Source organism: Halomonas maura (assembly GCF_030409305.1).
GTDB classification, from domain to species: domain Bacteria; phylum Pseudomonadota; class Gammaproteobacteria; order Pseudomonadales; family Halomonadaceae; genus Halomonas; species Halomonas maura.
The window spans coordinates 130,676-148,024 of record NZ_JAUFPQ010000031.1 but is presented as its reverse complement, the minus strand read 5'-3'; the positions used below and the strand labels follow the sequence as shown (position 1 = coordinate 148,024).

Sequence of the window (17,349 nt, the reverse complement as noted above, 5' to 3'; positions counted from 1 at the left end):
TAAATATGAAGATGCACCACAGGCGCAGTATTCATGGGCCATTCAGTCAGTCAGTCAGTAAATTACACAAAAACTGCTCTATACTTAGACCCGCTCGCCGTGCTGGGCCATGGTGGGCAGGGCCTTGATATAGCTCTGGCCCAGCAGGTAGCCCACCACGGTGCGCTTGTTCTCCTCGCTGTCGCCGATGGCGCCCAGTACCAGCTTGATCGACTCCTGCTCCCCCTGGGCGCGCAGGATGGCCGATTCCTTGTCGCCCTGGGCGTTGAGGATCGCCGACTCCCGCTGGCCCTGGGCCTTGGCGATGGCCGCCGCCTTCTCGCCCTCGGCCTCGGTCACGGTGGCCCGGCGCCGGCGTTCGGCGGCCATCTGCAGGCGCATGGCGGACTCCACCTCCTCGGGCATGGCGATATCCTGCACCTCGACCCGGGAGATCTTCACCCCCCACTTGGAGGCGGCCTCCTCCATGGAGGACTGGATCTCGTTGTTGACCTCGGCACGCGACTCGAACAGCTTGTCGAGTTCCATCTTGCCGACCACCGAGCGCAGGGTGGTCTTGGCCAGCACCTCCACCGCCTGGCTCATGTTCTCCACCTCGTAGACGGCGCGCTTGGGATCGATGATCTGGTAGTAGAGGGCGCCATTGATGGTGACCGTGACATTGTCGGTGGTCACCACCGGCTGGCCGGGAAAGTCCATCACCGTCTCGCGGCGGTCGATGCGCACCTCGTCGCTGGTGATGGCCTGGTAGTCCTCGCCGAGCTTGCGGTAGCGGATCATGGTGATGGCGCGGGGCTGTTCGATGAAGGGGATGATGATGTTGATGCCGCTTTCCAGAAACCGGCTGAAGGACCCCAGTCGCTCGATGACCATCACCTCGGACTGGCGAACGACCACCAGGCCCTTGGCGATGATCAGGATGCCGATGACGACGATGATCAGGCTGAGAATCAATCCCGGATTGATGGGCAGGTCCATGCTTATTGCTCCTTGGCAGTGGCGAGGCTGACGACGGCGGTGGTGCCATCGAATGCCTCGAAGGTCACGAGGGTCCCCTCCGGCAGATCGCCATCGCCGTTGCCGGCGAGGCGGATCCGGTAGAAGTCGCCATTGATCTTGATCCCGCGGGCGTCGTCGAAGTCCCGCGCCAGGACCGTGAAGGTGCGTCCCTTCTCCACGCCGGTGCCGGTGGTGCCGTAGGCCACCCCCTTGGGCGAGAACCAGGGGCGGATCACCATGATCGCCAGCGGCGCGAGCAGGCCCGAGAACACGCCCATTCCCAGCAGCTGCCAGGTCAGGGACAGGCCCAACGCGGCGAGTCCGGCGGTCAGGGCGGCGGCCACCCCCAGGGCCAGCAGCAGCAGGGCGCCCGACGTCAGCTCGGCGAGCCCCAGCAGCAGGGCAATGGCCAGCCAGGCATAGGCGGGATTCCAGTCCATGGGCGCTCCTTGGTGTCGTTTATCCTGCCTAGGAGGCACTGCTGACAAGCTGTCTGCCGCCTCGGCATGAGGACTACAAGCCATTATTAGCATAATGCGGTGCATGCGGCCCGCGGCAATGCCGAATCACGTCCGCTTAACTAGATTGACACCTTAGGGGCGTATCACTTGTGGCCCGTCACCGCCGATCATCAGAGGAACGCTGTCATGGCCTTCAACCGTCGCGCCCATTACGAGAACGCCGAGAACACGCCCAGCAACCCCGAGGTCCGCTCGCCCATCGGCGAGATCATCGAGCGTCGCTTCTCGCGTCGCGGGTTTCTCAAGGGGGCGGGATCGGCCGGCCTGGGCGCGGCGGCCATCGGTGCCATGAACCCGCTGGCCGCCGCCATGGCGGCCGAGGGGGACGGCCTCGACCGCTTCGCCTTCGACGAGATCCGCCACGGCGTCGATACCACTCATCATGTGGCCCCCGGCCATGACGCCGCGGTGCTGATCCGCTGGGGCGACCCGCTGTTCGCCGATGCGCCGGCCTTCGACCCGCACGACCAGCAGGCCGATGTCCAGGAACGCCAGTTCGGCTACAACAACGACTATGTCGGCTTCGTGCCCCTGGAGGGTCGCCTGGATCGCGGCCTGCTGGTGGTCAACCACGAGTACACCAACGAGGAACTGATGTTCCCCGGGCTTCCCGGCCCCCAGGATGAGCACGACTTCAGCGGCATCACCGCCGAGATGACTGAGATCGAGAAGGCGGCGCATGGCCTCTCGGTGGTCGAGATCCGCCGCCAGGGCGGTCGCTGGAGCTATGTGCAGGACAGCCGCTACAACCGCCGCATCACCCCGCGCAGCACCGAGATCGCCCTCGGCGGGCCGGTGGCCGGCCATGCCCGGGTGCGCACCGACGCCGACCCCGAAGGACGCCGCGTGATCGGCACCCTGAACAACTGCGCCGGCGGCATGACGCCCTGGGGGACCATCCTCACCTGCGAGGAGAACTTCCACGGCTACTTCCTGGGGGACGCGACCCATCACCCGGAGAAGGACAAGCTGGCTCGCTACGGGGTGCCGGGGGCGTCCTACAGCTGGGGGCGCCACGATGCCCGCTTCGATATCACCCGGGAGCCCAACGAGCCCAACCGCTTCGGCTGGGTGGTGGAGATCGACCCGCTCGATCCCGCCTCCACGCCGGTCAAGCGCACCGCCCTGGGCCGCATCAAGCACGAGGGGGCGGCGACGCTGATCGCCGAGGACGGCCGCCTGGTGGTCTACATGGGCGATGACCAGCGCTTCGACTATGTCTACAAGTTCGTCAGCCGCGACGTGGTCAACACCGCCGAGCCGGCCGCCAACCGCGACCTGCTCGATCACGGCACCCTCTACGTGGCCCGCTTCGATGCCGAGGGCGGCGTGACCTGGCTGCCGCTGGTCCATGGCGAGGGGCCGCTGACCGCCGACAACGGCTTCGCCAGCCAGGCCGACGTGCTGATCGATACCCGACTGGCGGCCGATGCCCTGGGCGCCACCCCCATGGATCGGCCGGAAGACATCGAGGCCAACGCCCTCACCGGCGACGTCTACGTGATGCTCACCAACAACAACGAGCGCGGCGAGGACCAGGTCGATGCGGCCAATCCGCGGGCCGAGAACCTCTTCGGTCATGTGCTGGAGATCGTCACCGAAGGCCGCCATACCGCCACCGAGAACCGCTGGGAAGTCCTGGTGTGCTGTGGGGACCCGTCGCAAGGCGAGGTCGGGACGACGTGGAACCCGGCGACCAGCGAGAACGGCTGGTTCGCCTCGCCGGACAACTGCGTGGTGGATGCCCGGGGCCGCCTCTGGGTGACCACCGACCAGGGCGACAAGTGGCCCAAATCGGGCACCGCCGATGGCGTCTGGGCGCTGGAGACCGAGGGCGAGCGACGCGGGACCGGCAAGATGTTCTTCCGCGTGCCGATCGGTGCCGAGATGTGTGGCCCCTGCTTTACCCCCGACGATACCGCCCTGTTCGTGGCGGTACAGCACCCCGCCGCCGATGGCGCCGAAGCCTTCCCGGGGCACTCGGGCCGCTCCAGCTTCGAGACGCCCGCCACCCGCTGGCCGGACTTCGAGGACGGCATGCCGCCGCGGCCCTCGGTGGTGGCGATCACGCGTCACGGCGGCGGCACCGTCGGCTGAGACAAGGCCGATTTTCTGCTGCGCTCGACGACCGGCCTATCCTTGCTCGCCACGTCAATCAGCGCTTTTCTTCTTTCATTGGGATCCAGTGCTTCCGGGCGGCCTGCGGGCCGCCCGCTTGCGTTGGGGGGCATCCCCGGCCCGGCTGCTATGCTGGCGGCAATCACACGGGGAGGACGACGGTGACAGGCCTGGTCTACTGGCTGGATATTGCGGGGGTGATCGTCTTCGCGCTTTCGGGCGTGATACTCGCCTGTCGCTCGCGGATGGATCCCTTCGGCATGCTGGTACTCGCGGCGGTGACCGCCATCGGTGGCGGTACCCTGCGTGACCTGATCCTCGGCGTGCGACCGGTCTTCTGGGTCACGGATCCGGCCTACCTGTGGGTGATCCTCGTTACCGTGGCGCTCTCGATCCTCGGCTTCCACTACATCCATCGCCTGTCGCGGGTCTTCCTGCCGGTGGCGGATGCCTTCGGCCTGGCGCTGTTCACCGTGATCGGTACCCACAAGGCGCTGACGCTCGAGGCCCCCGGGGTGGTCGCGGTGCTGATGGGCCTGCTGACCGGTGTGGCCGGCGGCATGGTGCGCGACGTGCTGGCCCGTCGGGTGCCCATGGTGCTGCGCCAGGAAGTCTACGCCACGGCCTCCATCGCCGGCGGCGTGACCTTCGTGGCCCTCGAGGCACTGGACGCGCCCTTCGGTGTCTCCATCGCCGCCTCGCTGGCCATCACCCTGGGGCTTCGCCTGGCCGCCATCCACTGGCGGCTCGCCCTGCCGGTGTTCGCCTGGGTCGTGGTGTCGCGTCCGCCACCTCCCGAGCAGGCGCCGGCGTCGGGCGAGCCGCCTCCCAAGCCCCGGCGGCCCAAGGCTCGCGTGAAACTCATCCCGCCGAAACGCGCCCGGCGGCGGAAAGGGAAATCGTCATGAGCCGCTTTGCGTGCCGGTCGTCGCTGCTGTGGCTGTGGATCCTGGCCCTGCTGGTCGGCTGCGCCCTCGAGGGTCGCACGACCGCCTTGCCGCCCGCCGAGGTGGCGGCCGAGATCCGGGCGACCTATGAGCAGGCGCTGCCGACGCTGCCGGCCGGCAAGCAGCGCCACTATGCCCAGCGGCTCTATCGGTTGACCGGGGATGACCGCTATCTGCCCCTCAATCGGGCCTATGGTAAACGCCTGCTGATATCCCTGCGCCAGGAGATCGACGGCCTGGCCGAGCCCGGCTATGTCGCGCGACGGGCCCGGGAGAAGGTGGCGGACTACCCCTCGCGTTCGCCCAAGCAGCGGCGGCGCAAGCGCATGCTCGGCGAGTGGGGGGAGATCGGCTACGCCAAGAGCCTGGCCTTTCGGCTCGTCCAGGCCAGCTATCATGGCCTGCTCGATGAGCAACACCTGCCGGGATATCGCCGCGCCCTGGCCTATCTCGAGGGGGTCGACTTCCGGCCCTTCCTGACCGATCCCGGGGTGATGGAGATCTATGCCGCCCAGGTGGCCAACCTGGTGTACTACCTCCACCATCTCGGCGTGGCGGACCTGCGTGAACCGGTGATCGCGGCCCTCCGACACCATTATCCCCCGTCGCGGGATGGTGAACTCTCCCGAGCCTCCTATCGCAACAAGATCTATGGCATGACGCACCTGGTGATCGCGGCGAGCGACTACTATCAGCGACGGGTGCCGGATGGGGAATTCGACTGGATACTGGCATACTTCGCGTCCCACCTGGATCGCATCCTGGCCGACACCAAGGAAGATATCTACACCGAGGTGGGCATCGGCTTCCTGCTGGCGGGCCGGGAGGATCACCCGGCGGTGCAGCGGTTACGGGATGCGCTGGTGCGGGCCTATGATTCCCGGGCGAAAATGGTGCCATCGGAGCGCGGTGGGACCGACCTGAGCCGTGGTGAGCACCGCAATGTGCTGGCAATCATGCTGCTCGACTGGCCGGGTCGCCTGCACCCAGGTCCATTGCTGGAGCTGCCGGTTCAGTAGATGGATTCTGTGGCGACGCTGGCGAGTGCACCTTCGATTTGGGGGGCCAAGGTCGACTGGATGTGCTGATAAAGGGGCATCAGCTCCTTGTGCATGTCTTTTTCGACCCGCCTTTGGTCAATGTAGAAGGCGCTTCGCTTGCCATGGAAATCGATGGTTTCACCGACCTTGGTGAAATAAAATCCCGACATCCTGAGCAGGCGAGGCAGCCTTGGCTCCATCATGGCGAAGGCGTGGGGGCGTTTCGAGAGCCCGAGAAGGGCATAGGTCGCCAGGAAAAGGCCAATGACAATCAGCGGAAAGGTTTCGCGCTCGGCGTCCGTAAAGGCGTGATTCGTGCGGACAATGCTGGCAATCTCATCGCGTGTTGAGCGTTTGCGGAAAAGCGGGGAAATGGCGAGTCGCGATATTTCGCAGATGGAGCCATGACAGAACCTTGAGGGATGTAACGTGACGTGATTAAGGCTATTGCCACCATATTCCTGTAGCGGCAGTGTCTGGGCATCCCCCTCTTCGCTGGATTGAGGTAGCACGAGCCTTACACAGCCCGCTGCCAGCCCACTCTTCCGATGTTCCACCAAACACTGGATGGCATGCTCATCATGCGCATCATGCTCCTGGTGCTCTGATGGATTGTCTGGATGCTCATAGCCAAGTTCTGCACAGTAGACGTCGTATCTAAGTCGATATACGCGCTTGCGGGTTGCATCATCCTGGGCAAGCCTGAAGGTGAAATCGTTACGAAACCTCTCGAGCAGCCGGTTGGGCTCCTGCTCTTTGCGTTCCCTGTCAGCCAGCGCTTTATATGGCATGATCCGGTTTCCTTGAGACGGTGTGCCTGGTTTCCGCATTCCCAAAGCCTTGATAGGTAAGAGGTTTCAAGTTGCGGTTTCAATTATTGTTTGCAGCAACCTGGGCTTTCCAAGATGGAATCCCTGTCCATACACGATGCCATAGGAACGTAGTATGGGGAGCAAGGACTCGTCATCGACGAATTCGGCGATGGCCTGCTTGCCAAAACCGGTGGCAATATCGGCAATGGCGCGCACGATCACCCGGCTATCGGAGCTGAGGATCAGGCTGCGGATGAACGAACCATCGATCTTGATGTAGTCCACGGGCAGCTGTCCGAGATAATGGAAGCTGCTGAAGCCAACACCGAAGTCATCGAGGGCGGTCCGGCATCCAAGGTCTCGGATGGCCTGGAGCACGCCGCGTGCGGTGGAGAAGTCGGTGATGGCGGCCGTCTCGGTGATCTCCAGAATCAGGTGATGGGGGTCGGCGCCACTGCTGGCCAGCTCCTCGGCAAGGAAGGATTCGAGCCCCTTGTCGTGGAGGGAATGGCCCGAGAGGTTCACCGCCAGGCTGACTCCCTGCTCCTGCAGCTGTCGCAGGGCCTTCAGGCTGTGGTGCAGCACCCAGCGGTCGAGCTGGACGATCATGCCGGTGCGCTCGGCGACGGGAATGAAGTTGGCGGGGGATATCAATCGGCCATCCGTTTCACGCATCCGGATCAGCACCTCGTAGTGCTTCACGTCACGATCCTCGAGCCGCACGATGGGCTGCACCATCAGCATGAAATCATCATCCTGCAGGGCCTTGCGCAGGCGCTCGACCCAGTAGACCCGCTCCTGCAGTTCGTCCTTGGCGCTCTCCAGGGTGGAGAGCAGGTGCCAGCGTTGCACGCCACTTTCCTTGGCCTTGTACATGGCAACGTCGGCACTGGCCATCAGGTCGATGGGGGTCTCGCCGTGAATCGGGAACTGGACGATGCCGATACTGGCCACCGCCCGGTGACGGCGCCCCCCGGCGGAGAAACTGATGCCTTCCAGCAACTGGTTGCAATGCTGGGCGATGGTGATGGCCTGGTCGGCGTCGGCATCTTCCAGCAACAGGGCGAACTCGTCACCGCCGAGCCTGGCGATGATGCTGCGGTGATCCAGATTGAGCTGGAGCGTATCCGCCACTTCGCGCAGCAGGCGGTCCCCGGCATGATGGCCGCTGAGCTCGTTGACCTCCTTGAACTGATCCAGGTCCAGCAGCAGTACGGCGCCCGTATGGCCTTGCTGCAAGGCCAGCTGGATGGCTTCCTGGAAGTAGCGGCGGTTGTAGAGCGAGGTCAGGGGGTCGCGCTCGGCCAGCCAGGTCAGGCGCCCTTCGGCGGCCTTGCGCTCGGTGATATCCAGGCCCACGGAAATGCGAGCCATGCTGGCATCGTTGCCGGTCGGCAGGGGGGCATGGTACCAGACGATGGTATGGACCTGATTGTCGGGCGTCAGCAAGGTGCGTTCCTCTTGCTGGGGGGCTTCGGCCGTCGCGACGGGAGAATGGCCGGGCGCTTCGAAGATATCGTCGAAATGTCGACCGATCAGCACGTCTTCGCCGATATCGAGCATGGACAGGGTATAGGCATTGACCAGGCTGATGCGGCCCACGCCATCCTGGGCGATGATGAAGACGCGAGCGGTATCGAGCAGGCTGCCGACGAAATCCCGTTCCTGGGCCAGTTCATCGACGCGCTCGGCCAGTTGCTCACCTCTTGCCTGGACCTCTCCCTCGAGCAGCTCCAGCTGCCGTGACAACTCGAGGGTGGTGCCTTCCAGAACGTCGATCTCGTCCGGCAGCCGGCGAATCTTGCCGGGAATGGCCTCCCTGGCCTCGGCGAAGCCGCCACGAGCGAGAGCGGGAAGCACACTGGCGATCCGGCGCAGCCGCGACATGGGGCCCAGCAGGATGATCAGCAGCAGCAGTTCGGCCGCCAACCAGCCCGCCACGCCGGCGTACAGCAGGGTTCGGGTATCGTGGTTGATGGCCTGGATCTGGTCGGTGATATCGGAGACCAGCAGGAAATAGCCGGTACTGCGCCTGTCCTCGTCCTCCTCCTCCTCCATTCGCGACGCCGACACCTCCAGGTGGAGTCCCTCGTGCTGTAGGTAGAAGGGAGACTCGATCAGCACGGTCAGGCTGGCCTTTCCCGAGGCTTGGCGCAGCAAGGGCAGACTCTCTTCCTGTTCGGTCAACGCCATCAACTGGCCGTCCCAGTCGTCCAGGCGGCGCTCCTGGGGCAAGCCCCTGGCGTCCATGGGGCCGGTCACCAACAGCGCCACTTCACTGCCAGAGACCGACTTGGCCTGGCGGGTGACGTCGGCCAGCGAGCGCGACAGGATGACCAGGCCCACGCTCTGCCCCTCCACCAGCACCGGAACGGCGGCATACTGCCGGCAGTCGATGGTGCAGCGCAGGGTGGTAAACGGCATCTCGGTGCTCATCACGCGATCCACCCAGGCCTGTACGGTGCGCTCATTGCTGACCATGTCATCGCCCCAGTTCCCCATCGCGCTTCCCTGGCGATTGAAGACCATGATCTCCTCCACCCCGGCATCGAGCTGCAAGGTCGGCCACTGGGGCTTCAGGGCGGCCAGGATGGCATCGTTATCGCCGGACTGCAGCGAGGGGCCGAGTCGTGGAGAGGCCGCCGCCAGGCTGGCCAACTGACGCAGGTTCTCCTCTGAGCGACGCAGGGCCAATTGGATCTCACGCTGTTGGCGTGCATGGTGCTGCATCCGGCCTTCCTGGAACTGGCGGGTCAGGTTCTGGTGACCCAGCCAGGTGAACAGCGTGACCAGCACGAGCAGCAGGAGGCTGCTGAGTGCGATGACGCGCCAGGTCAGGCTGAGTCGATGGCGGCTGGAGGAGAATGGTGTGGTGGTCATCTCTCCGATTCCCTGATGCGGATGGGGGGCGCGGAGAGAGCGTCAGAAACGCAGCGACATCTGGAACAGCAGCATGTTCCAGTATCGACTCGTCTCGGAAGGGTCCGGGTTGTCCTGGGCCGGTAGCCAGCCGGTGCCATCGACATGATGGTACTCACCGGAGAGCAACAACCTTGGGTGAGGGGTCCACTGAAGACCGAAGGTCATGTCCTTGGCAAACTGGGAGTGAGCCGGCCCGGCCCCCGCGGCTTCGAAGGCTTTGCCTGAACGATCATCGCGGTTGCTGATCAAGCTGTCGTAACGTACCAGCCACTGCCAGTCATCCAGGAAGCGTCGTGTGTATTGGATGTACCAGCTTTCCCCCGTCGCGTCGAAGTTGAGGCGTGGATCATTGAAGTTCTCCATTCCCGACTCGCGCAGGGCATATTCTGTCGTCAGGCTCCAATACTCGGCGTTGTACTGGAGCGACAGGATCACCGGACGAAAGTAAAAATCGCCATCGCTCAGGCCCGGGGTGTTCGATTCGAACGACGCTCCCACCTGGGCGGTTCCCAAGGCGGCAACGATGCGTCCTCCGTCGTGTTCGTAGCGGACCTGCCCGATCGCCGAGGTTTCCGGCTCGAGATCGCCGGGGATCCGGTCGAGGCGCAGGGTGCGGCGCAGGTCGTCGCCGGCCTGGACGCGTCCCACGCCGGCCTGGAAGCGCAGCGTGCCCTGGGACAGGCGTTCCTCGTAGTAGCTCAGCACCCCATCGGCCGACAGTGCCAGCGACCGAGTACGGTCGAAATAGATCGACTGCGGCAGCAGGATGCTCGGGCGCGTGAAGGCCACGTCCCGAGTCTGGTTATAGAAGCCGAAGGGGTTCTTGAAGCGGCCAACCTGGACGCCGAAGTTGCGCTGCTGGTTCGACTGGATCTGGTAGTCGATCAGGCCATAGTCGAGCTCGGGGCTGGCCTCGCTGCCGTCCCCACCGGCCCGCCGGCTGAGCACCTGGGCGGCAATCAGCACGTCCTCGTGGGGGCGCAGCGACACGTTGGCCCCGATCTCGGTGAACTTGAGGCTGCCTTCGTCGCTGCTGCTGGGGCCGAAGAAGTTGTTGTCATCGGTGATCACCAGCGCCTGGCTAAGGAAGCCATGCAACTGGAGCGTATCCAGCACGTTCTCTTCCTCGCCGTGTGCCTGGGTGACGGTCGCGAGCAGCGCGGCACCCATGAGCAGGGCAGGGCGCGGCTTACTCCATCGAAATGACTTGGACACGGTCATCCAGATACTCCCTCTCTACATATCCCAGGGCACCGGAAGTGCTGGCAATCTGTTCGAGCATTTCCGCCTGGGTGCGGACTCGGTTGGGAGCCTGCCCCGTACCCGAGAAGACCACCCGGTCCCACGCCAGCTGAAGCTGATGGGGATAGACCGAGAGGCGCCCCTTGACGAAGCGGGCATGCACCGGGTGGCTATTGGGTAATACGAAGACCCTGGCGGCCTGGCCGTCGGGCCAGGTGCGTTGCCGCATGGCGAAGATGGCCCGGGTGGTATCCCGGGTCAGGCGGTGGGTCTCGACATCGGCATTGGCCACCAGCAGCACGTCGGCGTCCTGGGCCATTGCCGAGGGCATGACGCTCATCAGGCCCCACACCAGCAGGGCCACGAATCTCAGCCGCCTCATGCGCCGGGCCTCCAGCGGTCGTCGATATCGCGGAGGGGCGACGGCAGGCGGGGAGGGCTCAGAGATGGAGCTCGCATGGCGCGCTGAACTCGCTTGGCCTGCGGGGCCAGCGGTGCTCGGTGGCCCGTGTTGGAAAATGGGGCATTGGTGAGTCGATGACGCATTCTCCCTGCAGCCCGTATCGGGCCTGGTTATTATCGATATCAGGCAAACGTGGGGCATCTCTCAGTGCCCAGCCTCAGGCTTTGTCACAGCTTACCTTCATAAACTACATCAAGGGAGGCCAATGTACAGGAGGGATTTCAACGCGATGACTGATTCTGAAGACTAAGCCCGGCGGGTGAGACCGCCGGGCGAGCAACTCAGCCGAAAGTACTAAAGCTGGCGGCATTGATCCACAGGTGGGCGAGGACGCTGGCGACATAGCCCAGCGCGATCACCGGCGACCAGCGCAGGTGTCCCATGAAGGTGTAGTTGCCGCGGGCCTGGCCCATCAGCGCCACCCCGGCCGCGGAGCCGATCGACAGCAGGCTGCCGCCGACGCCGGCGGTGAGGGTGATCAGCAGCCAGTGACCGTGGGACATGTCCGGTTCCATGGTCAGCACCGCGAACATCACCGGAATGTTGTCGACCACCGCCGAGATCACGCCCAGGGCGACGTTGGCCCAGGTGGCGTTCCAGCCGGTGTAGAGCGCATCCGAGAGCAGGCCGAGGTAGCCCATGAAGCCGAGGCCCCCCACGCACATCACCACGCCATAGAAGAACAGCAGGGTGTCCCACTCGGCCCGGGCCACGCGGTTGAAGACGTCGAAGGGCACCACGCTGCCCAGTTGCTCGAGCATCTTCCAGTCGCCGCGCCGGGTGTAGAGGCTGCGCTTGCGTTCCAGGGAGCGCGGCAGGCTCTGGCGCAGGTAGTAGCCGAAGAACTGCAGGTAGCCGAGCCCGGTCATCATGCCCAGCACCGGCGGCAGGTGCAGCAGGGTGTGGTAGCCCACGGCGGTGGCCACGGTGACCAGGAACAGCAGGATGATCCGCCGCGCACCGCGCTTGAGCGGCACGTCCTCCTCGAGACTCGCCGGGACGCGATTCTTGATGAAGGCGCTCATCACCACGGCGGGGATGATGAAGTTCACGAACGACGGCACCAGCAGTTCGAAGAACTCCTGGAACTGGATGATGCCCGCCTGCCAGACCATCAGGGTGGTGATATCGCCGAAGGGGCTGAAGGCGCCGCCGGCATTGGCGGCGACCACGATGTTGATGCAGGCCAGGTTGATGAAGCGCTTGTCGCCCTCGGCCACCTTGGTGACCACCGCGCACATCAGCAGGGCGGTGGTCAGGTTGTCGGCCACCGGCGAGATGACGAAGGCCAGCAGGCCGGTGATCCAGAACAGGGTCCGGTAGCTGAAGCCCTTGCGTACCATCCAGGCGCGCAAGGCATCGAAGACGCGACGCTCGTCCATGGCGTTGATATAGGTCATCGCCACCAGCAGGAAGAGCATCAGCTCGGTGAACTCCAGCAGGGTGGTGCGGAAGGCGTGCTCGGATTCCGCCGGGATCCCGGCCTTGACATAGACCCAGCCGATCAGGCCCCAGATGATGCCGGCCGCCACCAGCACCGGCTTGGACTTGCGCATGTGGATCTTCTCCTCGGCCATGACCAGGGCATAGGCGAGGACGAAGATCACCACGGCCAGCAGGCCGACGAAGGAGGTGGTCAGGTCGAGCTCACCTCGGGAAGCGACGGCGGGAGAGGCGAAAGCGACGAGCGAGAGGAAGAGAATCAGACAGCCAGGCCATCGAGCGGGGTGCCTGGGCATGCTGGGGGAGCAACAGGTGGTCAGCATGGCGGTGTTCATCCAATGAGCAGAAAGTGGGTGAAAGGGTTCGAAAACGCGCGAATTTTACCATATCGTGCTGAATCGGAACGCTTTCTGGACTGCCCCTTTGGTAGGGGGCGGAAGCCTTCCGGCGCTTCCCTGATCCCGGGCAGCTCGCCGCGATTCGATCCCCCGCCGAGGGGGAATTTATGGCATCATCTGCCCCTTCCGGTCGCGACCGGGCGCACCATCGCAACGCCAATGACTCAGGGCAGGCTCAAGACGCATGTTTCTCGATGACTACCACTCGCGCACGGGCTCACGCCTCTGCATCTCCGCAGAGCAGGCCAGCCGTTTTGCCAAGCGTGTCGCCGGTGACTTCAACCCCATCCATAACCCGGACGCACGCCGCTTCTGCGTGCCGGGTGATCTGCTCTTCGCCCTGGTGCTGGCGCGCTTCGGCCTCTCCCAGCGCATGACCTTCCGCTTCCTGAGCATGGTGGGGGACAACGTCCCGCTGACCTTCGCCGAGGACGACGATGGCCTGATTCGCGTGCGTGACGACGGCGGCAAGTGCTATCTCGAGGCGGAGCGCAACGGTGAGGTGACCCACGACGAAGCCGTGGTCGAGGCCTTCACCCGTTGCTACGTGGCCTTCTCGGGGAAGAACTTCCCGCACTACCTCAAGCCGCTGATGGAAGACCAGGGCGTGATGTTCAACCCCAGGCGCCCACTGGTCATCTACGACAGCATGGGCTTTGCCCTGGAGCGCCTGGACGGCATCGCGCCTGGCCTGCAACTGGTCGACTCCTCCCTGGCGGTGACCGGCAAGCGTGGCGATGCGCTGCTCGAGTTCCGCATCATCGCCGGCGGCGAGGAGGTCGGTACCGGCTCCAAGAAGCTGGTGGTGAGTGGCCTGTGCCCCTACGACGCCGCGGCCATGGACGAGGTGGTCGAGGAGTTCTACCGGCTCAAGTCGGCCCACGAAGCCGAGGCCTGACCCGGAACGGCCATCGCCGGTGGCGCTCGCCGCCCACCGGCAAGCGGTTCCCTGGCCTCACGGCGGCGAGGGCAGCCCCAGCGCCATGCCCCCCAGGCCACAGACCAGCACCACCAACCAGGCCGGCCGCCGCCATACCGACAGCAGGGTGAAGCCCACCAGGGCCAGGGCGAACTCCGCCGGGCCGAGGATGGCGCTGGTCCACACCGGCTGATAGAGCGTCGCCGCCAGCAGGCCCACCACGGCGGCATTGGCGCCGCGCATCAGCGCCTGGACGGCGGGTCTCGCGCGCAGGGCGTTCCAGAACGGGACCGTGCCCACCAGCAGCAGCAGCCCCGGCACGAAGATCGCCACCAGCGCCAGCAGCGCGCCGAGCACCCCGCCCGGCGCAGGGCCCATGACCATGCCCAGGTAGGCGGAGAAGGTGAAGAGTGGGCCGGGGATCGCCTGAGCCGCCCCATAGCCCGCCAGGAAGTCGTCGGCGGCCACCCAGCCGGACCGCACCACCTCGGCCTCCAGCAACGGCAGCACCACATGCCCGCCGCCGAACACCAGGGCGCCCGCCCGGTAGCAGGCATCCACCAGGGCCACGCCCTGGCCGGCGCCCGCCTGGACCAGCAGCGGCAGCCCCAGCAGCAGCCCGACGAAGGCGACCAGGCAGGCGAGCCCCGTCCGGCGCGAGATGGCGAAGCCCGGCACCGGGGGCCTGGCCTGGCCGTCCCCGCGGCAGCAGGCCAGCCCCGCCAGGCCGCCGAGCCCGATGGCCAACACCTGGCCGCCGGGACCCGCCGCCGCGATCACCAGCAGGGCAGCCGCCACGGCGATGGTGGCACGCGCCCGGTCGGGGCAGAGGGTCCGGGCCATGCCCCAGACCGCGTGGGCGACGATGGCCACCGCCACCACCTTCAGGCCATGCAGCAGCCCGCTGCCCAGCGGCCCCTCCAGGCTGGCCGCACCCAGGGCGAACAGCATCAGCAGGAGCGCCGACGGCAGGGTGAAGGCCGTCCAGGCCGCCAGGCCACCGAGGGGGCCGCCGCGCAGCAGGCCCAGGGCGAAGCCCACCTGGCTGCTGGCCGGGCCGGGCAGGAACTGGCACAACGCCACGAGATCGGCGTAGGCGTGCTCGTCGAGCCAGCCTCGACGGGTGACGAACTCGTGGCGAAAGTACCCCAGGTGGGCGATGGGACCGCCGAAGGCGCTCAGCCCCAGCAGCAGGAAGGCGCGGAAGACCTCGCCGGCGCGATGGCTGTCGGTCATGCTGACTCCGGGCGATGATGGGGTGGCGGGACTGGGCAAGACGAGGGCTCGTGCCGCAAACTGCTCACAGTGTTGCGTCAAAGGATGACCAAGCGATGATATGACCGCTACCGGCCCGCTGTGGGGAGCCGGCGCCTGTGAGTCGCGTGCCCTGAGGCCGGGTGGGGCAAAAGGACGCAGTCGGCCGGTCGTCGCTGCTTCGCTATCCTTGGCAGGGCATTGCAAGCCGTTGATTCCACAGCCGGGGGGGCGGCAAGGCGGGCCCGTCGGGTCGCGCCGCGTTGAGGGCGGCGGTTGGCCCGACGGGGATTGGACCTTAGTCTCGGTCTACCCATCCCCTTCGGACCCGACCATGCATCCCCAGCGAGAGCAACTGCACAACGAGCTCCATGCCCGCCCGTCGATCTACTTCTCGGAGCCGGCCCACCTCCACCATTACGCCTTCCTCGACACCGACGGTGTCTGCGACGGCATCATCACGCGCCTCTGCGAGCTGGCCGGGACCAGCCTCGCCCCCGGTGCGGTGCAGGGCATCCTGACCCTCGAGGATGGCCAGGTGCTGAAGTGGGAGCGGCATACCGAGTTCTTCACCCTGACCCTGATGGTGCCCAGGGCAGCCGACGGGGAGATCTGGCCGCCGCCCCCGCCGCGCCTGGCCGAGATCGCCGAGGCCCACCGGGAAGCCCTGATCAACGCCACCGTGATCCTGGTCGAGTCACAGGCCTCCTGGGGCAGCGACACCGAGGCCTGCGGGTTTCGCGACCCCGCCGGGTCGCGCATCGGCGGTGGCGATGCCACGGTGTGGAGCGACTTTCGCCTCGACGCGCAGGGCGTCAATCGGCTGCTGATCGTCAATCGTGCCCTCAATGACTTCCGCCTGGGGCGCATGGCACGGCGGCTGCTGGAGATCGAGACCTACCGCATGATGGCCTCGCTGGCGCTGCCCCAGGCCAAGCGGCTCGGCAGCGAGCTGGCGGGGTTCGAGGCCGAGCTGGGCGAGCTCTCCGACCGCAATGCCGAGGACGGCTCCGAGGGGCCGCGCCCGCTGCTGGCTGCCATCGCCTCGCTCTCCGCCCGCCTCGAGCGCAGCGGCGCCCGCAGTCGTCACCGCTTCAGCGCCACCGAGGCCTACGCCAGGATCGTCTTCACCCGGGTGGAGGAGTTGCGCGAGACCCGGGTCGGCGACTGCCAGCGGCTGGGGGTCTTCCTGATGCGACGCTTCCTGCCCACGGTGCGCTACTGCGCCGCGGTGGACCGCCGCCAGGAGCAGCTGGCCACGAACGTGGCGCGCCTCAACGACCTGCTGCGAACCCGCGCCCAGGTGGAGATCGAGGAGCAGAACGCCGAGATGCTCAAGAGCCTCAACGAGCGCACCAGCAGCCAGCTGAAGATCCAGAAGGCCGTCGAGGGCCTGTCGATCATCGTCATCAGCTATTACATCTTCAGCCTGATCAAGCTCGCCCTGGAGAGCCTGGGGGCCCTGGGCATGCCCATCGAGCCGCGCGTCGCCGCCGGGGTATTCGGCCCGCTGGCGGTGCTGGTCATCGGGTTGCTGGCGTGGCGGATCTGGCGGGTCAAGCAACACTAGGCGGGTCCGCTGCCGGCCGGTGGCCGGCAGCGGGATCACGGCCGGCTCACTTCAGGTAGACCTGGCCCTGCTCGTAGAGGCCGCGGCAGTCGCTGGCGTCGTGGTAGCGGTCCTCGTCGATGTTGAGCGAGTGCACCCCGGGGCCGCCGAAGCGCGGGTCGTCGCACTCGCCGTCGTTGGCCCAGCGGCTGGTGTTGTCCCCCCACTCGATGCCGCCGGTGCGGCTGTCCGTACTGGCGTTGCTGGCGCCCCAGGACGGGCTGGCCTCGGAGATGCTGAGCACGGCGTCCTGCAGCTCGCCGGCGGCATAGGTGCCGACCCAGATGTTGTAGTTGCCGGATGGCGGATTGTTCCACTTGATGCCCGGGTTGCTGCCGGCCGCGGTGGAGTAGTCGTCGTTGCAGTGCCAGTTGCCGGCACCGTCGTAGACCACCAGGGTGGTGTCGGCCGGGGACTCCACGAAGATGCTCAGCACGTGCTGGCCGGCCTCGTAGTTGAGGTCCAGGTCGGGCTTGTCGCTGACGAAGCCGCTGCAGTTGCGACCCGCTTCGTCGGCGGAGCGGTTGCCGCCCGCGGTGAGGCTGGTGCGGTGCGGGTCGGGCTGGAACCCGGAGACGAGGTTCACGGTGCCGTAGGAGGGGGCAGCTTCCCATTCCAGGGCCTGGGCCCCCGCCGTGTAGCACAGTAGTGGAAGGGCCACG

General features: G+C 66.0%; 14 protein-coding genes. 5 read left to right on the top strand and 9 right to left on the bottom strand.

Translation table 11 applies throughout. The features are described 5' to 3' along the window. Window positions 1–84: 84 nt before the first annotated feature. Together QWY76_RS19615 and QWY76_RS19610 are read right to left on the bottom strand one after the other, a co-directional pair. A complete protein-coding gene (locus QWY76_RS19615; protein WP_290313243.1) occupies window positions 85–978 on the bottom strand; it encodes an SPFH domain-containing protein in 894 nt (297 codons plus the stop codon). A gap of 2 nt (window positions 979–980) precedes the next feature. Continuing rightward, the gene (locus QWY76_RS19610) at window positions 981–1,439 is read right to left on the bottom strand and encodes an NfeD family protein (protein WP_290313242.1); all 459 of its coding nucleotides are present in this window, start codon (window positions 1,437–1,439) and stop codon (window positions 981–983) included. A 207-nt stretch (window positions 1,440–1,646) separates the two neighbouring features. Between QWY76_RS19610 and QWY76_RS19605 the strand changes: the two genes are divergently transcribed. The 3 genes from QWY76_RS19605 to QWY76_RS19595 all read left to right on the top strand — a co-directional run bounded on the left by QWY76_RS19605 (window position 1,647) and on the right by QWY76_RS19595 (window position 5,604). Then, a complete protein-coding gene (locus QWY76_RS19605) occupies window positions 1,647–3,617 on the top strand; it encodes a PhoX family protein (RefSeq protein WP_290313241.1) in 1,971 nt (656 codons plus the stop codon). Between the two features lie 182 nt (window positions 3,618–3,799). After that, on the top strand, window positions 3,800–4,546 hold the full coding sequence (locus tag QWY76_RS19600) for a trimeric intracellular cation channel family protein (RefSeq protein WP_290313240.1): 747 nt from the start codon (window positions 3,800–3,802) through the stop codon (window positions 4,544–4,546). After that, entirely contained in the window at window positions 4,543–5,604 is a 1,062-nt protein-coding gene (locus QWY76_RS19595; protein ID WP_290313239.1) for a DUF3541 domain-containing protein, read from the top strand. Before QWY76_RS19600 ends, QWY76_RS19595 begins: the two co-directional genes overlap by 4 nt. Here the strand turns inward: QWY76_RS19595 and QWY76_RS19590 are convergent. From QWY76_RS19590 to nhaD, 5 genes are all read right to left on the bottom strand, one after another. Then, window positions 5,598–6,416 carry a PEP-CTERM/exosortase system-associated acyltransferase gene (locus QWY76_RS19590; protein ID WP_290313238.1) on the bottom strand — a complete coding sequence of 273 codons (819 nt, stop codon included), beginning with the start codon at window positions 6,414–6,416 and terminating at the stop codon, window positions 5,598–5,600. The genes QWY76_RS19595 and QWY76_RS19590 overlap by 7 nt on opposite strands. Before the next feature lie 66 nt (window positions 6,417–6,482). Continuing rightward, entirely contained in the window at window positions 6,483–9,317 is a 2,835-nt protein-coding gene (locus tag QWY76_RS19585) for a bifunctional diguanylate cyclase/phosphodiesterase (protein ID WP_290313237.1), read from the bottom strand. A gap of 42 nt (window positions 9,318–9,359) precedes the next feature. Further along, window positions 9,360–10,580: a hypothetical protein gene (locus tag QWY76_RS19580; protein ID WP_290313235.1), complete on the bottom strand. Its 1,221-nt coding sequence runs from the start codon at window positions 10,578–10,580 to the stop codon at window positions 9,360–9,362. Next, window positions 10,549–10,983, bottom strand: a complete 435-nt coding sequence (locus tag QWY76_RS19575; RefSeq protein WP_290313234.1) for a hypothetical protein — start codon at window positions 10,981–10,983, stop codon at window positions 10,549–10,551. Before QWY76_RS19575 ends, QWY76_RS19580 begins: the two co-directional genes overlap by 32 nt. A 362-nt stretch (window positions 10,984–11,345) precedes the next feature. Continuing rightward, window positions 11,346–12,830 carry a sodium:proton antiporter NhaD gene (gene nhaD, locus QWY76_RS19570; protein ID WP_290313233.1) on the bottom strand — a complete coding sequence of 495 codons (1,485 nt, stop codon included), beginning with the start codon at window positions 12,828–12,830 and terminating at the stop codon, window positions 11,346–11,348. Between the two features lie 259 nt (window positions 12,831–13,089). Here nhaD and QWY76_RS19565 point away from each other — a divergent pair, with 259 nt between their 5' ends. Next, a complete protein-coding gene (locus tag QWY76_RS19565) occupies window positions 13,090–13,803 on the top strand; it encodes a DUF3581 family protein (protein WP_290313231.1) in 714 nt (237 codons plus the stop codon). 57 nt (window positions 13,804–13,860) lie between these two features. On the opposite strand, the gene chrA is transcribed toward QWY76_RS19565, so the two are convergent. Next, window positions 13,861–15,060, bottom strand: a complete 1,200-nt coding sequence (gene chrA, locus QWY76_RS19560) for a chromate efflux transporter (protein ID WP_290313230.1) — start codon at window positions 15,058–15,060, stop codon at window positions 13,861–13,863. A 352-nt stretch (window positions 15,061–15,412) separates the two neighbouring features. Between chrA and QWY76_RS19555 the strand changes: the two genes are divergently transcribed. Further along, window positions 15,413–16,648 carry a DUF3422 domain-containing protein gene (locus QWY76_RS19555; protein WP_290313228.1) on the top strand — a complete coding sequence of 412 codons (1,236 nt, stop codon included), beginning with the start codon at window positions 15,413–15,415 and terminating at the stop codon, window positions 16,646–16,648. A gap of 46 nt (window positions 16,649–16,694) precedes the next feature. Here QWY76_RS19555 and QWY76_RS19550 read toward each other — a convergent pair whose 3' ends face one another. Further along, entirely contained in the window at window positions 16,695–17,348 is a 654-nt protein-coding gene (locus tag QWY76_RS19550) for a hypothetical protein (RefSeq protein WP_290313226.1), read from the bottom strand. Window position 17,349: the final 1 nt, after the last annotated feature.

Bases quoted from the DNA above. Each gene is read 5' to 3' on its own strand.
- QWY76_RS19615 (WP_290313243.1), bottom strand. From the start codon at position 978: ATGGACCTGCCCATCAATCCGGGATTGATTCTCAGCCTGATCATCGTC.
- QWY76_RS19580 (WP_290313235.1), bottom strand. From the start codon at position 10,580: ATGACCGTGTCCAAGTCATTTCGATGGAGTAAGCCGCGCCCTGCCCTG.
- QWY76_RS19555 (WP_290313228.1), top strand. From the start codon at position 15,413: ATGCATCCCCAGCGAGAGCAACTGCACAACGAGCTCCATGCCCGCCCG.
- QWY76_RS19610 (WP_290313242.1), bottom strand. From the start codon at position 1,439: ATGGACTGGAATCCCGCCTATGCCTGGCTGGCCATTGCCCTGCTGCTG.
- nhaD (WP_290313233.1), bottom strand. From the start codon at position 12,830: ATGCTGACCACCTGTTGCTCCCCCAGCATGCCCAGGCACCCCGCTCGA.
- QWY76_RS19590 (WP_290313238.1), bottom strand. From the start codon at position 6,416: ATGCCATATAAAGCGCTGGCTGACAGGGAACGCAAAGAGCAGGAGCCC.
- QWY76_RS19585 (WP_290313237.1), bottom strand. From the start codon at position 9,317: ATGACCACCACACCATTCTCCTCCAGCCGCCATCGACTCAGCCTGACC.
- QWY76_RS19595 (WP_290313239.1), top strand. From the start codon at position 4,543: ATGAGCCGCTTTGCGTGCCGGTCGTCGCTGCTGTGGCTGTGGATCCTG.
- QWY76_RS19605 (WP_290313241.1), top strand. From the start codon at position 1,647: ATGGCCTTCAACCGTCGCGCCCATTACGAGAACGCCGAGAACACGCCC.
- QWY76_RS19565 (WP_290313231.1), top strand. From the start codon at position 13,090: ATGTTTCTCGATGACTACCACTCGCGCACGGGCTCACGCCTCTGCATC.
- chrA (WP_290313230.1), bottom strand. From the start codon at position 15,060: ATGACCGACAGCCATCGCGCCGGCGAGGTCTTCCGCGCCTTCCTGCTG.
- QWY76_RS19575 (WP_290313234.1), bottom strand. From the start codon at position 10,983: ATGAGGCGGCTGAGATTCGTGGCCCTGCTGGTGTGGGGCCTGATGAGC.